The 21,331-nt window shown below is 54.8% G+C and carries 23 protein-coding genes; 8 read left to right on the plus strand and 15 right to left on the minus strand.

Annotation, left to right across the window (positions count from 1 at the left end; genetic code table 11):
- Positions 1 to 214: TetR-like C-terminal domain-containing protein (locus DK510_RS15115; RefSeq protein WP_200833250.1), on the plus strand; the 214-nt coding region annotated here is incomplete at its 5' end.
- A 412-nt stretch (positions 215 to 626) separates the two neighbouring features.
- Here the strand turns inward: DK510_RS15115 and DK510_RS15120 are convergent.
- Both DK510_RS15120 and DK510_RS15125 read right to left on the minus strand, forming a co-directional pair.
- Positions 627 to 1,553 carry an ornithine cyclodeaminase family protein gene (locus DK510_RS15120; RefSeq protein ID WP_109312793.1) on the minus strand — a complete coding sequence of 309 codons (927 nt, stop codon included), beginning with the start codon at positions 1,551 to 1,553 and terminating at the stop codon, positions 627 to 629.
- Between the two features lie 297 nt (positions 1,554 to 1,850).
- Positions 1,851 to 3,524, minus strand: coding sequence for an alkaline phosphatase family protein (locus tag DK510_RS15125; RefSeq protein WP_109312794.1), 1,674 nt, complete (start codon positions 3,522 to 3,524; stop codon positions 1,851 to 1,853).
- Positions 3,525 to 4,016: 492 nt separating this feature from the next.
- Here DK510_RS15125 and DK510_RS15130 point away from each other — a divergent pair, with 492 nt between their 5' ends.
- A complete protein-coding gene (locus tag DK510_RS15130; protein WP_109312795.1) occupies positions 4,017 to 4,715 on the plus strand; it encodes a hypothetical protein in 699 nt (232 codons plus the stop codon).
- Here DK510_RS15130 and DK510_RS22840 read toward each other — a convergent pair.
- Complete coding sequence (locus DK510_RS22840; RefSeq protein WP_160116545.1) at positions 4,654 to 5,043, minus strand: hypothetical protein; 390 nt, start codon at positions 5,041 to 5,043, stop codon at positions 4,654 to 4,656. The two genes, DK510_RS15130 and DK510_RS22840, sit on opposite strands and share 62 nt — an antisense overlap.
- A gap of 1,038 nt (positions 5,044 to 6,081) precedes the next feature.
- Between DK510_RS22840 and DK510_RS23530 the strand changes: the two genes are divergently transcribed.
- Both DK510_RS23530 and DK510_RS15140 read left to right on the plus strand, forming a co-directional pair.
- Positions 6,082 to 6,210, plus strand: coding sequence for a hypothetical protein (locus tag DK510_RS23530; RefSeq protein WP_255414887.1), 129 nt, complete (start codon positions 6,082 to 6,084; stop codon positions 6,208 to 6,210).
- Positions 6,211 to 6,545: 335 nt separating this feature from the next.
- Positions 6,546 to 6,818, plus strand: coding sequence for a hypothetical protein (locus DK510_RS15140; RefSeq protein ID WP_109312797.1), 273 nt, complete (start codon positions 6,546 to 6,548; stop codon positions 6,816 to 6,818).
- Positions 6,819 to 7,725: 907 nt separating this feature from the next.
- On the opposite strand, the gene DK510_RS15145 is transcribed toward DK510_RS15140, so the two are convergent.
- A complete protein-coding gene (locus tag DK510_RS15145; protein ID WP_109312798.1) occupies positions 7,726 to 8,412 on the minus strand; it encodes a GntR family transcriptional regulator in 687 nt (228 codons plus the stop codon).
- A gap of 120 nt (positions 8,413 to 8,532) precedes the next feature.
- Between DK510_RS15145 and DK510_RS15150 the strand changes: the two genes are divergently transcribed.
- From DK510_RS15150 to DK510_RS15165, 4 genes are all read left to right on the plus strand, one after another.
- Complete coding sequence (locus tag DK510_RS15150; protein ID WP_109312799.1) at positions 8,533 to 9,531, plus strand: TRAP transporter substrate-binding protein; 999 nt, start codon at positions 8,533 to 8,535, stop codon at positions 9,529 to 9,531.
- 78 nt (positions 9,532 to 9,609) lie between these two features.
- On the plus strand, positions 9,610 to 10,095 hold the full coding sequence (locus DK510_RS15155; RefSeq protein WP_109312800.1) for a TRAP transporter small permease: 486 nt from the start codon (positions 9,610 to 9,612) through the stop codon (positions 10,093 to 10,095).
- Positions 10,096 to 10,105: 10 nt separating this feature from the next.
- Positions 10,106 to 11,389 carry a TRAP transporter large permease gene (locus DK510_RS15160; RefSeq protein ID WP_109312801.1) on the plus strand — a complete coding sequence of 428 codons (1,284 nt, stop codon included), beginning with the start codon at positions 10,106 to 10,108 and terminating at the stop codon, positions 11,387 to 11,389.
- A gap of 45 nt (positions 11,390 to 11,434) precedes the next feature.
- On the plus strand, positions 11,435 to 12,580 hold the full coding sequence (locus DK510_RS15165) for an alpha-hydroxy acid oxidase (RefSeq protein WP_109312802.1): 1,146 nt from the start codon (positions 11,435 to 11,437) through the stop codon (positions 12,578 to 12,580).
- A gap of 24 nt (positions 12,581 to 12,604) precedes the next feature.
- Here DK510_RS15165 and DK510_RS15170 read toward each other — a convergent pair whose 3' ends face one another.
- Genes DK510_RS15170 through DK510_RS15220 form a run of 11 tightly spaced genes read right to left on the minus strand, consistent with a single transcriptional unit; the run spans position 12,605 to position 21,304 of the window.
- Positions 12,605 to 13,018, minus strand: coding sequence for a methylglyoxal synthase (locus DK510_RS15170; RefSeq protein ID WP_234999097.1), 414 nt, complete (start codon positions 13,016 to 13,018; stop codon positions 12,605 to 12,607).
- Positions 12,999 to 13,517, minus strand: coding sequence for a 2,4'-dihydroxyacetophenone dioxygenase family protein (locus tag DK510_RS15175; RefSeq protein ID WP_109312804.1), 519 nt, complete (start codon positions 13,515 to 13,517; stop codon positions 12,999 to 13,001). Before DK510_RS15175 ends, DK510_RS15170 begins: the two co-directional genes overlap by 20 nt.
- 10 nt (positions 13,518 to 13,527) lie before the next feature.
- On the minus strand, positions 13,528 to 14,229 hold the full coding sequence (locus tag DK510_RS15180; RefSeq protein ID WP_109312805.1) for an SDR family NAD(P)-dependent oxidoreductase: 702 nt from the start codon (positions 14,227 to 14,229) through the stop codon (positions 13,528 to 13,530).
- Entirely contained in the window at positions 14,226 to 14,852 is a 627-nt protein-coding gene (locus DK510_RS15185; protein ID WP_109312806.1) for a 2-dehydro-3-deoxy-6-phosphogalactonate aldolase, read from the minus strand. Before DK510_RS15185 ends, DK510_RS15180 begins: the two co-directional genes overlap by 4 nt.
- Positions 14,849 to 15,769, minus strand: a complete 921-nt coding sequence (locus DK510_RS15190) for a 2-dehydro-3-deoxygalactonokinase (RefSeq protein ID WP_109312807.1) — start codon at positions 15,767 to 15,769, stop codon at positions 14,849 to 14,851. Before DK510_RS15190 ends, DK510_RS15185 begins: the two co-directional genes overlap by 4 nt.
- Positions 15,750 to 16,439 carry an RraA family protein gene (locus tag DK510_RS15195; protein WP_109312808.1) on the minus strand — a complete coding sequence of 230 codons (690 nt, stop codon included), beginning with the start codon at positions 16,437 to 16,439 and terminating at the stop codon, positions 15,750 to 15,752. Before DK510_RS15195 ends, DK510_RS15190 begins: the two co-directional genes overlap by 20 nt.
- A 12-nt stretch (positions 16,440 to 16,451) precedes the next feature.
- Positions 16,452 to 17,483 (minus strand): C-terminal binding protein, encoded by a 1,032-nt coding sequence (locus DK510_RS15200; RefSeq protein ID WP_109312809.1) that lies wholly within the window; start codon positions 17,481 to 17,483, stop codon positions 16,452 to 16,454.
- The gene (locus DK510_RS15205) at positions 17,476 to 17,970 is read right to left on the minus strand and encodes a lactoylglutathione lyase family protein (RefSeq protein WP_109312810.1); all 495 of its coding nucleotides are present in this window, start codon (positions 17,968 to 17,970) and stop codon (positions 17,476 to 17,478) included. The genes DK510_RS15200 and DK510_RS15205 overlap by 8 nt, the downstream gene beginning before the upstream one ends.
- A gap of 22 nt (positions 17,971 to 17,992) precedes the next feature.
- Entirely contained in the window at positions 17,993 to 18,781 is a 789-nt protein-coding gene (locus tag DK510_RS15210) for an SDR family NAD(P)-dependent oxidoreductase (RefSeq protein ID WP_109312811.1), read from the minus strand.
- Position 18,782: 1 nt separating this feature from the next.
- On the minus strand, positions 18,783 to 19,784 hold the full coding sequence (locus DK510_RS15215) for an ABC transporter permease (protein WP_109312812.1): 1,002 nt from the start codon (positions 19,782 to 19,784) through the stop codon (positions 18,783 to 18,785).
- Positions 19,781 to 21,304, minus strand: coding sequence for a sugar ABC transporter ATP-binding protein (locus DK510_RS15220; protein WP_109312813.1), 1,524 nt, complete (start codon positions 21,302 to 21,304; stop codon positions 19,781 to 19,783). The genes DK510_RS15215 and DK510_RS15220 overlap by 4 nt, the downstream gene beginning before the upstream one ends.
- Positions 21,305 to 21,331 lie beyond the last annotated feature (27 nt).

The raw sequence follows: 21,331 nt of genomic DNA on the forward strand, positions 1-21,331 counted from the left end.
GAAAGACAGGTTCGCAAGTGTTGAAGCAGTATTTGCAGCCGCAATAGACCGAGGTGAGATTGCCGCGGATGTTCCGGTTGACCAACTCATAGAACTAGCAGTCGCCGCACCTTATTTCCGCAAACTCATACGTCACGAGGCGCTGAACGAAGAATGGTTGGACAAACATGTCGATCTACTTTGCAGTATCGCGAAAACCAATTCGGGACAGTGACCATCGCCTGACTTTGAAATCAAAGCGACCTGCAACTGGCGCGAGCTTTGGACTGAACAGCAAGTTATGATCAATAGCCTGTCCAGCCAGTTCCTCATAGCTGCCGCTCCAAAAGGTCTCGGCAAACGTTCACTATGATCGTACGTTGAGGTTTGCAAAGTCTGCTTTCTGCGCATTCCTGTCGTTGGGGCATCGTGCAGCATCGGTCAATTTCGGCTCGAAGCTGCCATTCGCTGCGCGGTGGATCAATGACCGCTCTGCGGACTTTCCCGTCATTCATACGGCTTTGACTGGCGCTTCCGACCCAGAGCTGCCCTTGGATAAGGCCACGGCGATCGGCAGGAGTAATCCCAAAACTACAGAACCTAAACCTTTTTAGCGTTATGTTTGCAAAGTAGTGTGGCACTCATAATCATTCTTGAGCGGCCAGCCACAGATCGTAGACGAGTTTTGCTGCGGCAACATCCATAATTGCAATTCCAACGGAATCGTAGATTACCGTAGAGCCTTCGGGAACGCTCTTCAGGCCCGAATAGATCTCGCCTGCTTCAGCGAAAATTGCACAGTTGGCTCCCCTGATGTTTCCAGCCTGATCACGAGCTGCCTCTGACGACTCAACGATGACCGTATGATCCATGGCAGAGTCATCAAGTTCGCGCCCTTCGCTCGTGTTCCACCCGACTGCTGTCACGAACGCGCCAGGTTTCAGCCAGGCACCCTGCAGGATTGGTTGCTTTGCGGCTGTTGTACAGGCCACAATATCCGCGCCTTGAACTGCGGCTTCCGCATCCGGAAAAAAAGTAGCTCCAACACGGTCCGCAACTTTACGCCCTTTGGTTTCATCACGCGCCCACAACCGCAATTCTTTCCATTCGATCACCTCTGCCAAGGCGTCGACATGCGCTTCAGCCTGAACGCCATTACCCATAATCGTAACGACATCTACCGATTTAGGAGCCAGTTTTCGAACGGCAGCAGCCGAACCTGCAGCTGTGCGCATTTCAGTAATCAACCGACCATCAAGCAGAGCGAGCGGAGAACCGGTTTCCTTGTCCAGGACAAGGATAACGCCTTGGTGAGTGGGAATGTCCGTCCCGGCATTTGAATGGTAGAGGGTAACGATTTTGACCGCCATTGCGGTTCCTATGGCAGGCATTGCCGCGATGATAGCGTCGTGCCCCGGAACAGGAACAATCTGGCGAACAGGCTGTGCAACTTTGCCAGCCGAAAATTCATTCAGTGCTGTTTCCATTGCGTTAATCAACGGTTGCCATTCCAGCAGGCTTGCAACTTGTTTTTCGCCTATGATTGGGAGCGTTTCTAATTCTTGAGTTGCCATTCAGGAACCTTTCTGATTACGCCTTCGCCTAAGCGGTTTTCAGCAATCAACGCATAGGTACAGCACGGTAAGATTTCCGTCCACTATGCCGAACCAAGCGGCAAAAAAACCGACGACCGCATTGGGCTCAAGGCAGACGTTCCTCTAAACTCGTTGAACGTCTGCTGAGCGGACAAACCTGCCGTTCATTGAGTTAATTCTCCAAATTTAGAAAAATTCAGGTGATTGGGGCAAAGATCACTGTTTTCTTCAGTAAGAAGTGTAACCGATGGTCACTCGACCAAAAGAAAAGACCGGTTATGGATCTGTAATACCAATCTCGCTCAATGCTTCACCCGCAGCACTGCTAGGCTGGCTGATACCTAAAAAAGTGCTCAGAGTGACGGCCACGTCCACCGTGGAAACAGGACGGCTGACGCGAGTTGGCTTGATACCTGGACCAGCGAAAATGATTGGAACATGCGTGTCATAGCGCCAAGGTGATCCGTGCATTACGGCAATTGGACCTTCCTCGAAGAGAAATGAATAAGGTGTCTGGACAACATAAATGTCGCCAGAACGTGTTGGGTGATAGTTTCGCCGAATCTGCTCCTCAAGGGTATGACCTCGTTGTTCAGCAAACGGTTCAGTTGGCATAGCAAGCTCAATACCCGGTGCAGCCATCAGGTTTTCGACGATGTGTCGCTCGATAACACGCCGGTCGGCGCCGGAGGCTTCAATCGCGGCGTTGTCGAGATAAACGTAAGGACGAAAAAAGAACTGTATTGCGGACTCCACTCCAAATTCATCTGAGATGACCGAATTCACATCTATCATCAATGCTTCGGTGGAGTTTCGGAATGTCGAAAGCCCGGCTTCGGCCATCTCTTCTGGCGCTTCCGGCATGCCATGATCGGCAGAAAGCACATAAAGCACATTCGCACGTCCAACCTCTCGATCCATGAACTCAAAGAAATCAGCCAGTGTCTCATCCAAACAGCGCACCATTTCTTCATTTTCTAGGCTGGATGGTCCGAAGAAATGGTTGGTTGCGTCTACACCTGAAAAACTGATGCTTAGGTAGTCTGGCCATTTATCATCACCAAGCCCCTCCTCTTTGACTACAGTTTTTGCAAAGTCGGCCGTGATCCGATCCCCATGCGGCGACAACAGGACCTGCGTGTAATATAGCCCGTCGTCCGGGGTTCCATAGAAATGGGGGAAAGTGCGACCGAAAGTGCCAAGATTCGTTACGAAGGAGCGTTCCTTTCTTTCCATTAGGTACGGTGCGTCTGAACACTCTGGCCACCATTCACTTTCGATCTTCGCATCTGCGGGGCGCTTGGAATTCCAATCGAGAACCCAATCGGGATAAGCGTCATAGTAAAATTTACTTGTTTCAAATGCCCCCGTAGCCGCCGACAGCCATAAAGCTTTTCCAGAATGCCCTGCCATTGCAACCGCCGAACGGTCTTTACCAGATACGGAAAACACTTTTGATCGACCGGCATTGGCTTTCACCAGTTCGTCTCCGAACGTCGTCGCCAACAAGTTAACGGGAGAACGGCCCGATGTCACAGCAGCGGCTTGTGTCGGGTCGACTTGATCAACGTTTCCACCGAAGCCAGGAACCGGCAACATCGGGTAGTCCGGATCTTCAATATTGTATCCCAATCGCTCTTCAGCCCTGTTGAACCAGGCATTGCCAATCATTCCATGCTCAGAGGGATGGGCTCCTGTAGCGAGTGTCGCGTGGCCAACAATGGTTTCGGTGTTGGCGTGACGATGATGAGCGTCGGTGTACCAGACGCCGCTTTCCAAAAGCCTTTTGAAGCCGGCTTCGCCGAAGGCGGCCTCATAACGAGAAATCAAGTCTCCGCGCAGTCCATCAATTGTGATTTGCACAACGAGTCGGATGTCTTCCTTTGCACTAGCTGCCGTCGTGGAAATTGAAAAAAGGAGTGTTGAGATTAAGGCAAATGATCGCTGCATTTATGACCTCATAGAACTACCCAATCCTCTGAATACCAGCATCTGCGTCCACCGGCTACTGAGGGTCATTAAAAATGCTCTTTTGAATTTCCGCTTTGGGCTCGATGCAGAAGTTCGCCTAAGTTTTGCTAGCGACCGCAATACAGCACAAAGCGGACAACGATGAAGCTTCCATCTTCAAGAGTTCGTTTGGATCAACTGCACCGCCAAATATTACAAGTATTTTAGTGTCATGGCGTCAGTTTTGTTATAAAATAACACACCCCATGAGCCGCATAGCAGTAATCGTCATCAGCCATGAAATTTGCATCGCAAGAACACGAAAGCCTGTTTCACGAACGAGGCGAGCCCTACCGAATGGGTAGCCCCGGAGCGCGGACTTGCGGCGCGCGACTAAAAACAGGGGCCGCTTGCCCCAACCCCGCAATCAAGGAAAGCAAGCAGGGCCGGTGCCTTAGCCATTGCGGACCTCACGCCGCGAGGGCCTACCGTGTGCGCCAGAAACGCCGGTTTGAAACGGGCAGCGTGTCTGCCGAGGAATGGAACCGCGCCGAAGCCCGCCGCGCTGCCAATCGGCTAGGTGATCAGTGGAAGAAAAACCCGTGGTTGCCGGGTAGCACGATTGACCTGGGCGAACACGAATACGCATTTCGCGACGCGCTGGGCGATCTGGACGCAGCGACGTTGCCGCCAGCGGCGGTTGACTGGCTTCGGTGGCGGTACCGGCGGACACAAATTGACCGGCAGGACGGGGCGGCTTGGCACAAAGCGCTAGCGCAGGACATGCCCCGGCGAGTCGCAGACGCGGGGCCACGTCCGTCCGATGCTGGCGGACGTGACTCAAAACCGGATACGAAGCCCCGGACGTGGCATGTCGATGCCTCAGAGCGGGGCAGCGCGTCCAAGCGAACCCTGCCGGACAAACCCAAGGCCCCGAAGGCCCGGCGCGGGAAAGGCTTCGGACGTGCTGGCCGTCCCCGGACGCAACCCGCCAGTGAGGATGAACTTGCCGTGCTGGCTCAGGTCTATCGGGAAAACGCTGGTCTGTTGGAACCCATAATGGCGGGGATCACAGATCAAGCGAAACAATTGGCGGTGCTTCGGACGCTACGGGACTATCTGGCCCGACCTACGGACGCAGAGGTGTGCAAACGCTGGCTGGCGTTGGTTGCTGCGAGGGCGCAGATTTAGCAAGAGTGCCAGCGGCGCTGACTGCGCCGCTGTGCGTCGGCTGGGTGAAACTCAAATAGGCGAAGTCAACGCTGAGTTCCGCGGTCAGTGTGCAGCGTTCGGGGATCACCAGCTTTTTCAGTAGAACGCCGACCTGCGGATGGATTTCAGCTTCGCACCAAAGCAAGTCCAAGGCGCACTCGTTCACCCAGCGGGCGCTTATCATACCTTTTTTATCTGGCCAGCCGACAGCAGTGGGGTGGAAAGACGCGGGTTCGCCCTTGTCAAACTCCACAACTCCTACCGTAGCGCAGGTCAGGAAGCGGTCGGTTTCTTCTACATCTTGCACGGTCTCTCTCCAAAATAGCTGGTGCTTGTTACAGGGCATAGCATTCAGTGACCTGCTATCGCCGTCAATGACCAAATATAGCTAAGTGACTGTTTTGGTTTGACTAATTTGTCAGAAATTAACGAAACACCTTGTTTTTCAAGAGCAATTCGGACTCAAGAATATTGTGTTGCGCGGCAGTGTTGACCGCACCGCCTGACCGGCCTGTCAGGCAATGCTGGAACTATCGCCGGGTACTCGCCCTCGTCGCTTAGCGCGGCCCCTCCTGGCGTTTCTGATACCTCTGCGTATTGAAAAGCATAAGCATCCTCACACCAGGAAGAGTTTTTATCGTGATACATACTGCAGCACCCTTCTTTCTCGGCCCGAAAGCCGGTGAATGTTTGGGCAAACGCCCAGCCCGCCCTCATCGATAGCGATGAAAGGTCCGGACAAGAGGGTGCCGCTGTTGCACGGCCTTTATACTGCAACAGGAGAGATAAGTTCGGTGCACCTCTCCTTTCAAGGGCAGTAAGGAAAATTTATCCATTTTTATCAGCGTATTAGATATTGGCCACTTTTTTCAGAATCCGAAGAAAATTTTCACGTAACGTGGCGTCACTTATGGGACCCTGTTCCGGCGAAACCGACCTGAATTAAACGCCTTGAACCGCAGACCTCACAGAGTGACAGCAACGTGCAAGGCAATTTGGATGGGTTTTTGGCAGTGTCACTGTGCGGCTTATGGCAGGCACGCCACCGAACAGGACTGCCTCCCTTTCCCATGCCCTAAGCCCACACCATGAACTTTAACACTACCGCCAGAACGGCAGGGCGACCTGCCCTTTGAAGAGTACCGACTTGAAGATTTGGGAGTTGTTTTTCCTTGCTTGGAGCAATTCGAGCGAAGCCCCAAGCAAGGAAAAAACATCACCCAACGTTCCAGCTAACCGAGAGACTGCAGCCTCGCAGAACGACAACCCGCGCTAACCGAAAGAGAAAATTCGACGCCCTTGTAACCCGAGCAATAGTGCGAGGGTGCTGCATAGGAGAACAAGCATGTTCGACTTACACTATGATCCGATCAAGGATCTGAGAAATTCGTCCAGGATCATTCGGAAGCGCTGCAAAACGCAGCGGTGCTGCTCGGCGGCCAGCCTGCGCTTCGATGCGTTCATGCGCTATTAGAGGATCTGGCAGTTCAACCAAGCATGACGCGTCGCATGGAGAACAATTTCGCCAGACTGCAGGCAGTACTAACCCTGGAAAACGTTCACGACATAGATCGTATCGAAGCCACGCTTTTTGCTGTGATCGATCCAGCCTGACCTATCGTGGACGACATCTGCCTGTTGTCGGATCAACTCGACTATTTGCTGTGGCCAAGCCGGTCAGGCAAGCACAAAACATACCCAATAGTGCCCGTTTGAATATTCAAAGCCGGGGTGCCCCTGCCGATCCCGGCTTCTTAAGAGGCAACTTTGCCTCAACTTCCAATTATGCCAAAGCAGAGGAGAATACGCATGGCGCAAGATATCAACGAGCAGCTCGAGCAGACGGTACTGTTGTCTATCAAGCAGGGTCGATGGCTGGCAGAAGAGTGGGAAGATGCTGGCATTCATCCAGGCAAAAGGCTGCAGGTCTTTTTGCCGCAATTATTGCAGCGGCTGAAGAATGGCGAGGCGCTGGCCGTCAATGACGAAGACGCGCTGGATCTAATGGCCGAGGAAATCGTCGACGCAATGAACGAGCTCAAACCAGCGTACGGAGATCTGGCAAGGCGTCGATACGTCTGAGCACCTGATCTTCGATCAGCCACGGGAACAGCTAAGACAATTGGCTGAGCGCTGGAAATCATTCCAGGGGCTTCGCTGTCACATTCGGGATCTTCAGGCGGCCTTAAGGCAAATCAAGCTGGCCCATCGGCGTACCTAAGCCTTGCTCTAAGTTGCCCCGGGCAAACTTTGGGCCCAATATTTTTCTTGGGCCCAAAGTCAATTCTTCCCAGCCAATAGTGACGGCAGCTATTTTTACCCAAGAAAGGCTCGTTGATCAGCTGGTATACCACTCAGTCGAACTCGGCCGCCTGTTTTGGATCTTCGGACAACGATTGCACCTCGCCGAAATAACGCTTCGCACCCTCACCGATTGAATTCACCATTTCAATAACTTGTCGCTTGCCGTCCAATACAAAGGAGGGCAGCTTCCCACGAAAAACGAGGTATTGAAATAAGAGTTACTCTTCTTGCCGGCGTGGCTGCACTCTTTGCAGCTCACGCCGGAGCAGAAACAGTTTAGCAGGCGCTCATCAAAGAATATGATACGGCACGGCGCGCCGTTCGGTGCAATGTCTACGCACATGTCATAAGCATCCCCATGGCAAAGCTCAGGTTATAGAACGAGCGGCAGGCGCAACACTGGCGAGTGGGGCAGATTCTGGCTATTTGCCGCCAGTGCGATGAGATGGTGCCAAGGCAGTGAGAGCGGACGTTCAGAATGGCCTGAAACCGAGCATCCCACCGCACGAGCGCATAGCAGCTCCGAGCCCAACTCGGAAGTGCCATTTTTTGCGTACGCATGTAGCGCCGGTTTTGCTGCAATCGCGCGAAAGATCACGCCGCTCGGTAGAAGACAATCGAGCATTCAGTCCAAGCGCAGCAAAATTTGGATGCGCAATGGACGGGCTAAAGGCAAACTGGAATCTTACCGCTTCTTCTCTGATGGCAGTTCGTTGCCAGCTAGATCCGAGTAGGAGCGTTCTCCACGCGTGATTTGGCGGCTCAAGATGTTCTTTGCGGCTTTCACTTTGCCCTCACGCAAATGCGCAGTGATTGCATCATGTTCTTTCAAAGATTTGGCAGTGCGATCCGGGCGCTTTGATAAATACGTGCGTATTGTGCGGACGATGTCACTGACTTTCTGATATCCGTCCCGCAGGTAGCTGTTGCCACAATGTCTGAAAAATGCGTCGTGAAAAGCTGCGTCCAACTCGAGATAGCGTTCGAAATCATCGGCCTTCCGTGCTTCAGTCATCTCAGTCACTAAATCCGCAAGTTCATCAAGCAAAGCAGAAGGGTTTTCTTCAAGCGCCTGATCCATCGCCGCTGTTTCGAGGATCAGCCGATACTTACAGAGTTGCACGACATCCTCGTGAGACAGAGTGAAAACAAATGCTCCGCGCCGCGGAACGATCTGCACAAGACCCTGTAGGTTTAACGCTGCAAGAGCTTCGCGAATCGGCGTCTTACTGATGCCCATGGTCGTTGAAAGTTTGGCTTCCTGCAGCGACTCGCCCAGTCGAAAGACACCCTGCACGATGTTTCTCCGGATTTCCGCCTCCGCAATTTTGCTCAATGAATCCGGTCTCTTAATTTGCATTTTCCCAGCCATACTCATGGTATCCGACCACTCTACTGTTTCAGTGTTTCAGGTCCAGCATTGATTTATATATTGTATCTGATATGTCAGATGAAAGATCGTAAAATACTAAACCGTTGATGGGAGGATACCTTGTTCAACAAATCCACATTCGCGCTTGCCGTCGCCATGTCGACCGGACTTGCCTTCGCGGCCTCGGCCGAAACAGTTATCAAAATTGGTCACGGCGCCGCCGAAGCATTCCACATGCATCGGGCACTCCTGAAATTCGAAGAACTGGTTGAGACTGGTTCGAATGGCGAGATCGATGTCCAGATCTTTCCATCCTCGCAGATGGGCCCGGACCGCGAGATGATCGAAGGTGTTCAAACCGGTGTTCTTGAAATGGCTATTCCCCCGTCTTCGTTCTTCGCAGGTTGGGATCCGGCTTTTGCGGTGATCGAGCTTCCCTACATGTATGCCTCCAAAGACATCGCCTTTGATGTTCTTGATGGTGAGGCCGGTGACAGAATGCTTGGACGGGTCGAAAATCAAGGACTGGTCGGTCTTGGTTGGCTTGAGTTGGGTATGCGTAACGTGACCAACAATGTCCGCCCAGTTGAAACACCCGAAGACCTCGAAGGCGTAAAACTGCGCACTATGAAAGTGCCAGCACATGTGGCGACATTCGAAACACTCGGGGCCAACCCAACGCCGATGAACTTTGGCGAGGTCTATTCTGCCCTCCAGCAAGGCGTGATCGACGGGCAAGAAAACCCGCTGGCGATCATTACCTCACAGCGTTTCTACGAGGTGCAGAAATACCTTTCGACCACGGGCCATGTCTTTGCGGTCTACATGCCGGTCATCTCCAAACCATTCTTTGACTCGCTGCCTGCTGAGCATCAGCAACTAATCCGGGAGTCAATGGCCGCCGCTCGTGATTATCAGGCCGAACTGGCCGCCAGCGAAAATGCAGAGCAGCTGGAACAGATCCGCGCTGCTGGTGTCGAGGTTCTGGAACTGACTGCAGAGCAGAGACAAGCCTTCGCCGACAAAACCGAAAGCGTTCGCCTGCAATATCGCGATGAAGTTGGCGCAGAAGCCTACGACGCTTGGGTCGCGGCGGTATCCGCAGCAAGCGGAAGCTGACCCACGATATACTCTATCAATCCGGGCACCCGTGCCATGCGGGAACGGGTGCCCCGTTCGTTCAAGGGGAGGTGAACGATGTCGGCTATCAAATGGATCGATATGAATGCCGAAAAAGTCTTAGCCAGCGCGCTCTTGGCCGCGATTGTCGTGTTGATCTTTGGCAATGTATTCATGCGCTACATCATGAATGCCTCTCTTTCATGGGGTGAAGAGCTAACGCTTTGGCTGTTCGTCTGGTTCGTCTGGCTTGGTGTCAGCTATGCCTTCCACACAGGCGATCATGTGCGCATCACGGTCCTGCGTGATGTCCTGAGCGAGCGGGCGAGGCTTTTTGCGGATGTTGTGATCGCGCTTCTGGTCCTTGGGTTTCTGATCGTTCTTACAATTGAATGCATCAAGCTGATCCGGCAACCCTTTGTCGCCAGCCAGACCTCGGTTGTTCTGGGGCTGCCAATCCCGATCCTCTATGCCTCAGCGCCGGTTGGTGCGGGCCTGTCCGCGATCCGCGTCACTCAACATCTGATCCGAACCCTGCGTCTGATCGCAGGAACCAAAGTGTGAGGAACCCGACATGCTTGCGACAACGCTTTTCCTGACACTTTTCGCCCTTCTGCTTTTCAGCGTACCGATTGGCATCTGTCTGGGTCTTGCGACCATGATCGTGATGGTCTTCGTGGATGGCACGCCGCCGATGGTTCTTCTGGCGCGCTCGGTGGTCACAGGCGCGGATTCGTTTCCGCTGATTGCTGTTCCCTTGTTCATCCTCGCAGGAGACCTGATGCAGCACGGCGGGATGTCCAGTCGACTGGTTGGGTTCGCCAATGCACTGATCGGTCATATCCGGGGCGGGTTGGCTTATGTGAACGTGCTTGCCTGCGTGTTCTTTGCCGCAATATCCGGCTCATCACCTGCGACCGTTGCCGCCATCGGATCAAATATGATCCCCGAGATGGAAAAGGTTGGCTATACGCGCAAATTCAGCGGTGCATTGACGGCGTCTTCGGGGATGATCGGCGTGATGATCCCGCCAAGTATCCCCTTCATCATCTACGGTGTTACTGCCGAGGTTTCGATTGGAAAGCTGTTCCTGGCGGGTGTTGTTCCTGGTATCCTTTTTGCCCTCATGTTCATGTTGGTCGCCCGCGTCCTGCTGCGAAAGGACACGGTTGTTCAGCAATCGACAACCACGTTCTCAGGCCCGGGCGTCTGGCAGAGTTTCCGGTCTTCGATCTGGGCGCTTTTGGTGCCTGTAATCATCCTCGGCGGCATCTACAGCGGTATCTTCACCCCGACCGAAGCCGGTGCGGTGGCCGTGGTTTACGCCGCCTTCATCGGCATCTTCGTCTATGGCGACATCACCCTGAAAGACCTGCCAGAGGTTTTGGCGGGCAGTGCAAAGACCAGCGGCACAATTCTGATATTGGTAATCATGGCGACTGCCTTTGGCAGACTGATCACGCTTGCAAGAATCCCGACAGAACTCGCCACAACGATCACCAGCCTGTCCGACAATCCGATCATCATTCTGTTGTTGATCAATCTGCTTTTGCTGGTGATCGGCATGTTCATGGAGACGATTTCGTCGATCATCATCATGACGCCGATCCTGCTGCCGGTTGCAACCGCGCTGGGTGTCGATCCTATCGTCTTTGGCGTCATTCTGACGGTCAATCTGGCCATCGGATTCTGCACGCCACCTTTGGGCGTAAACCTGTTCGTGGCCAGCAGCATTTCGAAGGTCTCCATCGAAAGCCTCAGCCGGGCGATCCTGCCATTCTTTGTCGGCATGCTGATCCTGTTGATGTTCATCACCTATGTGCCCGCAATTTCCTTGGCTTTGCCATCCCTTTGGTGACTGGCTGAAGAGCTTCAAACGTTTGACAACGAACAGAGGACCCGGATGGATCTGGACCTATCCCACCCTTCGATAGAAGACCTTCGGAAAACCGCACAAAAGCGCATCCCGAAGTTTGCCTTCGAGTATCTCGACAGCGCAACAGGCAGAGAGCTGGGGAAAAGCGTGAATCGTGATGCGCTTGATGCTATCGGGTTCATGCCCAGCGTGCTGTGTGGACGAACCAAAGCGGACCTCCAAACGACACTGCTGGGGCAGAAGTACGATCTTCCGTTTGGAATTGCGCCTGTCGGTATGTCTGGATTGTTGTGGGCCGGTGCGGAACGGATACTGGCGCAGGCAGCCGTCGCGCACAACATCCCGTTTTCTCTGTCCAGTGTCGCGGTCGCCTCACCGGAGGATGTCGCCCCTTACATCGGCCAAAACGGATGGTTTCAGCACTACCCAGTGAACTCTGCAGAATTGCGCCGGGCAATGCTGCCACGGATCAAGGCCGCTGGTTTTCACACACTAATTATGACTGTCGATGTCCCGGAAGAAAGCAGGCGCGAACGTCAGAGACGTGCAAACCTGACCGTCCCGCCGAAGGCCGACTTGCGCACGCTTGCTGAAATGGCCGCGCGGCCAGCTTGGTGCCTTGCCCATTTGCTTGAAGGTATCATGCCGCGCATGCGGTTCTTTGATGACTATGTGCCTCAACGCGGTCGCGAGAGCTTTACGCACGCGGGCGCTCTGATCCGGGGCATTCCCGATTGGCAATATCTGCGAGAATTGCGCGACGAATGGGACGGTCATCTTGTCGTCAAAGGCGTTTTACGACCGGAGGATGCAAGCCAAATGGTGGCCGAGGGCATAGATTGCATTTGGGTTTCAAATCATTCCGGCCGCCAATTCGAAGCTGGACCTGCCGTCATCGACCAGTTGCCAAAAATCCGTGAGGCGGTCGGGCCAGATGTCCCACTCATATACGATTCTGGTGTGGCCTGGGGCCTGGATATCATGCGCGCTTTGGCCAAAGGGGCCGATTTCGTCATGATCGGGCGGGCATTTCAGTATGCGATCGCGGCTTTTGGTGCACCGGGCATAGATCACCTCGTGCACATTTTGCGAGCTGACATGACAGCCAATATGAGTCAGTTGGGCGTCGAAAATCCTGACCAACTTACCCGGTTCCTTCTGAACAGCGACTGAACAATCCCCTGGAACCGGAGAGCGTTAGGAATGCGTGTCGCCTTTGTTCCCACGCAGACCCTTGACGATCAAATCAGCCGTTGACCGCGAACACGCCATTGGCAGATCGTATACTGTGGCAAGACGGGTCAACGCCTTTACATCCACATCGTGCGGCATGGGTGAGAGCGGATCGACGAAGAATATCAAAGCGTCGAGCTCCTCTTCGCAGATCATTGCACCGATCTGCTGGTCACCACCAAGCGGACCGCTTTTCAAACAGGTCACATTCAACTCAGGAAAGGCTTCTTTGATACGACCGCCGGTCGTACCTGTTGATACGATGCTAACACCTGATAGTCGGGTCTGCTGAAGGCCAACCCAGGCCACGATCTCATCTTTTCTGGCATCATGCGCAACAAGCGCGAAACGGGGGCGATCACCGGATGAATTGTTCAACGTAACCCTCCCCAAGACCGACTTCGGCGAAGTGCTTTCGACACAGATCGATCTTGGTGAACACATCCTCGTAGCCTTGCACCTTGCCCCACGGATCGACGTAGCACATCACACCGTTGACCTGGAAATAGGTGATCATCTCTTCGACATCATCCGGAACAACCAGCGTGTGTGTTTCACCCGGTGGTTCATAGACATAGCCGCCCTCTTCGGCGACCCAGTCATGTTCCAAGTAGTGCCAGCGTCCTTTCAGAACAAAGCCGTGGACAGGTTGCGGGTGACGATGGCGCGAAAGGACACCAGCCTTTCGGACCTTCAGCAGGTTCATCCAATAGCCTTGTGACCGATTGAGGCAGAGGGGTCGGAACCACACGTTTTCGGCCTGAGGCACCCAGAGCCTTTCGTCCTCGGAGACCGCGTTCGGTATCACAATCTCTTCCTGTGCATCTTTTGGGAACGGCAACTGATACGGCATTCGGGCAGTGTCGTCGTTTTTCATTGGCCTCTCCTCACATTGCCAGATAGCCACCGTCGACCGGATAAACCGACCCGGTGACAAAGCTGGCATCTTCACTCAGAAGCCAGCGTACAAGCGCGCCAACCTCTTCAGGTTTACCCCATCGTTTCATAGGCGTACGCGCCATGATACCTTCGGTTCGATCTGGGTCGTCCCGAAGACCTTGGGTCAATTCCGTCTCGATCCAGCCCGGTGCAATGGCATTTACTCTGACGCCGTCTTCGGCCCAGCGACCTGCCAATGCCTTGGTGAGTTGTGCAACCCCACCTTTTGAGGCGGAATAGGCCGGCACCAGTGGGCCGCCAAACGTGCTGAGCATGGACGCGGTGTTAACGATTGCCCCACCCTGCTTGACCAAAAGCGGTTGCGCGGCGAGGCAGCAGCGCATCGTCCCGGTCAGGTTTACATCAAGAACCCTGGCAAAGACGTCGATATCATATTCTTCACCCCTGAGCAGAATCCCCGCGCAGTTCACTAAAGCGTCGAGGCGCCTGAGGTTGCCGAACACAGCATCGACCGAAGTCTGATCTGTCACATCGAGAAGCTGTGTTGTTATCCCGGCCTGAGGAGCAAAGGCATCCAGCTCGGAGTCCGACACGGATGCGGCGACAACGGACCAACCAGCATCGGCAAGCGACCGCGCCACACCCGCGCCGATACCTCGGGTGCCTCCGGTGACAATGGCTTGTTTCATCTTTGATCTTTCAGTGCTTGGGTGAAAGCACGCGCACGTGCGCCAATATCATCCAATGCACGGCCCGGCTTGTACAGGGCCGATCCCAATCCGAACCCGTTTGTCCCGGCTGCCTGGTAGGCGGCCATTGTTTCAGGTGTGATCCCCCCCACCGCAGCAATGACAGCCTCTTGGGGCAAAATCGCACGCATGGCGGCGATAGCGGTCGGCGGCACCATCTCAGCCGGAAAGAACTTTAGAACAGAGGCACCAAGATCCAAGGCGGCAAAGGCCTCGGACGGGGTCACCACGCCCGGACACCAATATAGACCCCGCGCAACCGCGGCACGCCCCACATCCGGGTTCATGTTCGGTGAGACTATGATCCGCCCGCCTGCATCAGCAACCGCATCGACTTGCTCAGCGGTCAGGACTGTGCCTGCCCCTAAGACGGCTTGGGCGCCATAATGCTTGGCAATTCGAGCGATCGACTCCAGCGGATCTGGAGAGTTCAGCGGAACTTCGACGATACGAAAGGCGGCCTCAATCAGCTCACCCGCAACTGGTAACGCGTTTTCTGGTTCCAGCCCGCGCAAGATTGCAATCAGTGGGTTTTCGGCCAGCGCCGCGGTGAGGTCGATCATCCCAAAAGCCCCGCTGCGCGGGCAATAAGAAAATGCCCTTTGGCGACGATATCATCCGGCGCTCGGCGGGTTTCCAGCCCCGCGGCCCGCAGGGCAATATCATAGCGGTCTGACAGGTCGCTGCGTCCCACAAGGGTGACGGTACCGATGTTTTCGACAGCGCGGGTCGCAGCCGCAACCTCCGCACCTATCAGAAGGCCGGACAAGTAATCAGCCGTAGCGACCTTGGGGATTTTGCCCATGAGTGGAAGGGTCCGAACGTGAAACAAATTGTGCAAAAGATTGGAACCCCCTTCGAGGCCCGCAGCTACGCCGGTTTCAAAGGCAGCTACGTCGAAGTCGTGATCCTCCATCAACGTGCCAAGGATCGTGTGCCCCTTGAGAGCAGCGAAGATCTCGCCCGTCATATAGGTTGAGAAATCCACGATCTGCCCATCCGCAACCTGGACCCATTTGCTGTGCGTGCCCGGCATTACGAAAATACCGTCGTTCAGGCCAAGCGCGGACGCGCCAATAATCTGCGTTTCCTCGCCACGCATCACGTCCGGGCCGCCCGCGTGCTCGATGGATGCCCCCGTCACAAAGTGAATCCGGGCTCCGCTATCGGCATCATGTGGCACCAAAGCCCGCGCAAGACCACAAGCGCCAAGCGGCATTTCGGCATAGGGCGTTTCAACCCATCCGTTCCGGCTGGTTATCATGCCAGATGCAAGGATCGGCAGATCAATCTGAGCAACCCAATGACCAATGAGTCGATCAAGGACCGCCTCGAAGGTCTTTCCAGAAACCTGCATGATGCCTTCGGGTGAAGTGACACCGTCAATGACCTCTCCCTCCGCACCAATAAGAAAAGCACGGAGAGAAGACGTTCCCCAATCGACACCGATAAGGGCTGGTTCAGATACGACCGAATTCATTTAAAAGATCCTCGACGGTTTTTCCCTTGGCGACCCACTTGCGGGTTTCTTCTTCGCGGTCAGCCTGTTCCTGGGCAAGGCGCACGGTTTCTTCGGCCAGTTCCTGTGGAACCACGACCACACCCATCAAATCGGCCACGATGAAGTCCCCCGGATTTACGACCACGCCACCACAGGCAATCGGCACGTTGATCGAAAGCTCGTCCTTGCGCCCAGAAAACATCGTGTGCGTTCCGCGCGGGGTGATCGCCCGTGTCCAGATGGGCCAGTTGATGTCTTCCAATTCGTCCGTATCGCGTCCCGTACCATCTACGATCATGCCGCGAATGCCCCGATTCTGCGCCAGCCCGCCCATGAGCCCGCCGCAGACCGACGTATTGACGTCGCCGCCCGCATCCACAACGATCACGTCGCCGGGTTGGCCCATCTCCAAGGCTTTCAGAGGGTCAACGAGGTCGCCTTTGGAAAGCTGCACAGTGACGGCCTGGCCCGCAACCTTGGCGCGAAATGCGGGTTTGATAGCGCTGTCCATCACACCGGTGCGGTACTGAACATCGGCAAAGATTGCTGCTGCTGAATAGGCCTCAAGCACCTTGTCGAATTTCTTGAGCAGATTCGGGTTTCGTTCAAAGTCATTGAAGACCCTGAGGTCACTACTAACGTCTGGCATTCTTTTCTCCTGTTATGCGGGTGTTGCGGCCAATGCCTCGGCATTGACGGTGTAGTCTGGCTTTTGCCCTGTGAGCACCTTGGCCACCTGCGTTGCTGCGGTGACCCGGGCGGCACGTATGGATTCTTCGGAGTAGTAGGCAGCGTGTGGTGTCACGAGCACGTTGGGCAGCGTGAAGAGCGGGTTGTCATCCGGGCTCCAATTGGCACGCTTGGCCGGTTCTTCTTCGGGGTCATCGAGGCCGGCGGCGGCCAGGTGGCCATTGGTCAGAGCGCGATAGAGGGCCTTGTTGTCCACGGTTGGACCACGTCCCGTGTTCACCAGGATTGCGCCCGGTTTCATCAAAGCGAATTCCGCATCCGACAAGAAATGATGGGTATCAGGCGTCATAGGCGCCTGCATCAGGACATAGTCGGAGCGTGCCAGAAGATCAGCCTTGGAAACCAACTCCACCCCCAGCGACGCAGCGACATTTGCTGGCAGAAAGGGGTCATAGGCAATGACATTGACGCCGAAGGCCCGCGCCCGTGCCACTATGGCCTGGCCGATCTTGCCCAGCGACACGACACCCATTGTGCGTCCGCGCAAGCGAAAAACCGGTTGCCCACTTTGCCATTGCCAGATCCCCGCATGCGTTGCGCGGTCATAGTCTGGCAGTTTGCGGGCAAGTGTCAGCCATAGGGAGATCGCATGATCTGCGACCTCTTCGGTGCAGTAGTTTTGCACATTGGTCACCAGAATGCCTCGTTCGGTGGCCGTGCCGACATCGACAATATCGACACCAACACCATAGCGCGCGATCACCTCACAGCGTTCCATCAGCGTGATAGTTTGCTGGCCGATTTTGGCATATTGGTTCATCATCGCAGCGCAGTGCGGCGCGACCTCAAAAAGGTCCTCTTCGGATTTGGCCTGAAGCGCGATGACTTCGGCACCGGCCGCTTCGAGAATCTCGGTTTCCACATCGACATTGCCAAAGTCGTAGTCGGTTATCACGACTATCGGCCGATCCGTCCGTGGAACGAATGTCGGCTGATCAGACATAGGCGCCCGCCGAATATGTCAACTCGTACGAGTGGCTGTAGAGTTCGAAAATGTTGCCAAACGGGTCTTCCATGTAGACCATGCGATATGGCTTTTCGCCCGGATAATACTTACGCACTTGTTCCATGCGCTGGCGACCGCCCAGTTCCTCGATGATCCTAATCCGCCCCTCCAGGTCCGCATCCTGCACACAGAAGTGAAACAGACCCCGGCGCCAATACTCAAACGGGCGTTCTTCTTCGATCGTCTTGGGAAATTCGAATAGCTCGATACCAACGCCGTCGCCCATCGATAGGTGTGCAATACGGAATTTGCCCCAACCTTCGCCAAAGACGTCGTCGCACATCTGGCCGATGGCGCTTTCGTCATGGAGGATTTCTGTGGGCTCCATCAGCACGTATAGATCAAACGCCTTGGAATAAAATTCCACGGCCTTTTCCAGATCCGGAACCGTGATGCCGATGTGAGAGAATGTAAGTGCGACCATGATAGGCTCCTGTGTTTGAGTGTCAGAGAATGTTGCGAATGATGCCGCCTTCGATCCGATGCGCAGAACCATTGGAGGCGGTACTGGCCGAGATCGTAACGATCATGCGGGCGACTTCGTCCGGTTGAACGAACCGCTGGATCAGCGAGGTGGGCTCGTCCGATTTGAAGTAGTTGCCCACGATTGTGTCAAGCGGTTCGCTCTTTTGATCGGCGAGGCCATCGAAATAGGCCTCGACCCCTTCGGTCCATGTTGGACCAGGCAGGACCGAATTGACCCGCACATTCGTGCCCTTGGTCAGCTCTGCCATGCCACGGGTGAGGCCTAACATGGCAGTTTTCGTGACGGAGTAGTGCACCATCTGGGGCAAGGGTTTGACCGCTGCTTCGCTCGCCATGTTGATGATCGAACCAGTGCCGCGTTTTAGCATAGCAGGCAGAAAAACACGGCTCATCCGAACTGCAGACAGGACGTTGATGTTAAAATAGTGCATCCAGTCATCGTCGGTCAGGTCTTCAAATGGTTTGACCGAAAAGATGCCGACATTGTTGACGAGGACATCAACATCACCCTGCATTTGCGCGAACTCTGCCAGCTCGCTTGCGTCAGTCGTGTTCGTCAGATCCGCCGCCATCCCTGTGACATCGCCCATGGTGGTAAGGTCATCCACGCAGGCACTCACTTCGGTCTCCGTCAGACCGTGAACAATGACACGTGCTCCTTCCTGCAAATAGACTTTCGCAGTCGCCTTCCCGATACCAGAGCCAGAGCCGGTGACGAGTACAAGCTTGTCTTTCAGCCCAAGGTCCATGTCATGCTCCCTTTTTCACACTGGATGTCTGAGCGGGCGACGCGCGCCCAAAAATGCGCGCCATCAGGGCAGAAACCTCAGCCCGCCACATGTCGATGCCAACGGCCAGAAGGATGATCAGTCCCAGCACGATATTCTGAACAGATGACGGTGCTGCATTCAGGTTCAGGCCGTTCTGGACAATCACGATGGTCATGGCTCCCATCAGAGTGGCGAGGATGTTGCCGCGCCCTCCAGCGAGACTGGCACCTCCGACCACTGCTGCGGCTATCGCCTGCAATTCAAGCGTTTGCCCATAATTAGGGGAGCCAGAGTTCAAGCGTGCTGACATCAGGATCGCGCCCACGGCGGTCATGAACCCTGCAATAACAAACGTTGTTGTCTGCACCTTGCGCACGTTGATGCCGGTCAGAACGGCGGCGGCCGGGTTGCCGCCAACGGCATAGATTTCGCGGCCCAGCTTTGTAAAATTCATCGCAAATGCCGCAAGTGCATAGAAGAAAACGAGATAGAAGAAGGGCAGCGGAATGCCAAACAACTTACCGTAAAAGATTGGCTCAAGCGCGGGATCGAGCGAAAAGATCGGTGAGCCATTGTTGAACGTCAGCGCGAGACCACGGAATGCGATCAGCGCTGCCAGTGTGGTAATAAACGACGGTATGCGTCCGTAAGCTGTAATCAAGCCAATGAAGAGCCCCAGCAATCCACCGGCGAAAAGGATAAGCGGGAGTGCCAGCACAAGCGGAATGCCAAGGAACTTCAGCATTTGAGCAAGGATCATAGTCAGCAAAGCCACCATGGAACCGGAACTCAAATCGATGCCGGCGGCGAAAATCACGATCGTAGAACCGATGGCAATGAGCGCCACGATGCTGACCTGCAAGGAAAGGTTCGAAAGATTGCCCGGATTCAGAAACCGCTCTGTTGTGAGCGCGACAATTAGGGCAACGATCACCATGGCCGCGAAAGGTCCGATCAATTGAGTGTCAAAGATCCGCTTCATGCGAAAACCTCCTCAGGCTTGAGATGTGGGGTGTCGGCGGAGGCCCGAACCAGGTCATCATGGGTCAGTTCCGAAGCATCCACGGTGCGCGTGATCGTGCCGTGCTGCACGATGGCGATCCGATCGCTCATCGCCAAAAGCTCATCGTGGTCCGAACTGATCAGGATGATGGATTTACCCGCGCGGGTCAGCTTGTTTATCAACTTGTAGACCGCGATCTTGGCGCCGATATCGATCCCTTGTGTGGGTTCATCAAGGATCAGGATCTCCGAATCCGAGAACAGCCAACGCGCGATCACAATCTTCTGCTGGTTCCCTCCGGAAAGGAAGTTGACTGTCTTTTCCTCAGCCTGAGTTGAAATCTCCAGATCGCGGATCAGGTCGTGCGTAGCGTGTTCCTCAGCCTTAAGGTCCAAGACACCAAACCGGCTCAGCCCGCCAAGCGACGCTGCGGTAATGTTACCGCTGGCCCGGAAATTGAAGAACAAGCCATCATATTTTCGGTTCTCCGGAACCAAGGCCAAACCAGCGCGGATCGCGTCGATTTCCCGGCCGAACCGGACTGGATTGCCCTTTAATGTGACCTGACCGGCAACAATCTCATCTGTTCCAAACAGGGCCCTTGCGATTTCCGTGCGCCCGCTTCCCAACACGCCGCCCAGGCCCAGCACTTCACCTTTGTGGAGCGCAAAGGATGCATCCGTCACTCCGGCATTGGTTGCAAGCCCGCTCGCTTCGAGAACAACTTCGTGGGTTGCATTCTGCTCTTTTGGGTAGTGCTCACCTATGTCTTCCCCGACCATGGCGCTGACAATTTCAGAGACGTTAATTTCCGTCTCGCCACTGGCTCGCACGACGCGCCCATTGCGCAGGATCGTTACTTCGTCGACGATCCGCTCCACCTCATCCAAGCGATGGGAAACATAAAGAATAGCTGTTCCACGGCCGCGCATGTTGCGCAACAACTGGTGCAGGCGTTCGATTTCGTCCTCGCCCAGAGCAGCCGTGGGCTCGTCGAGAATGATCATACGGGCGTCCATCGCAATAGCCTTGGCAATCTCGACAAGCTGCTGCTCACCCACTGAAAGCGTGCCGGTGATGGCATTGGGTGAAACATCGACGTCCATCTCTGCCAAAACACGGGCGGCTTCGTCGTGCACCTTACCCCAGTCTATTACCCCCAATCTCGACCGGGGCATGTTGCCCAAGAAAATGTTCTCGCCAACAGACAGTGTTGGAACGATCGAGAACTCCTGAAACACCGTTGCTATGCCCAAATCGCGTGCAACCTGTGGGTCTCCGACTGTCACCGGTTGCCCGTTGTGAAGAATCCGGCCGCTGTCAGGTTGCTGCACGCCGGACAGCGTCTTAATCATCGTGGACTTGCCGCAGCCATTCTCGCCAAGCAGCCCATGGATCGAGCCGGGCATAAGCTTGATACAGACTTTGTCATTCGCCAAAACGCCGGGGTAGGCCTTGGTGATATCGACAAACTCCCAAAGGGGCATTTCTGTTGTCATCTTGGGGGCCTCAACTTGAACGGGATA

It is taken from the genome of Ruegeria sp. AU67 (assembly GCF_900312795.1).
GTDB classification, from domain to species: Bacteria; Pseudomonadota; Alphaproteobacteria; order Rhodobacterales; family Rhodobacteraceae; genus Ruegeria; species Ruegeria atlantica.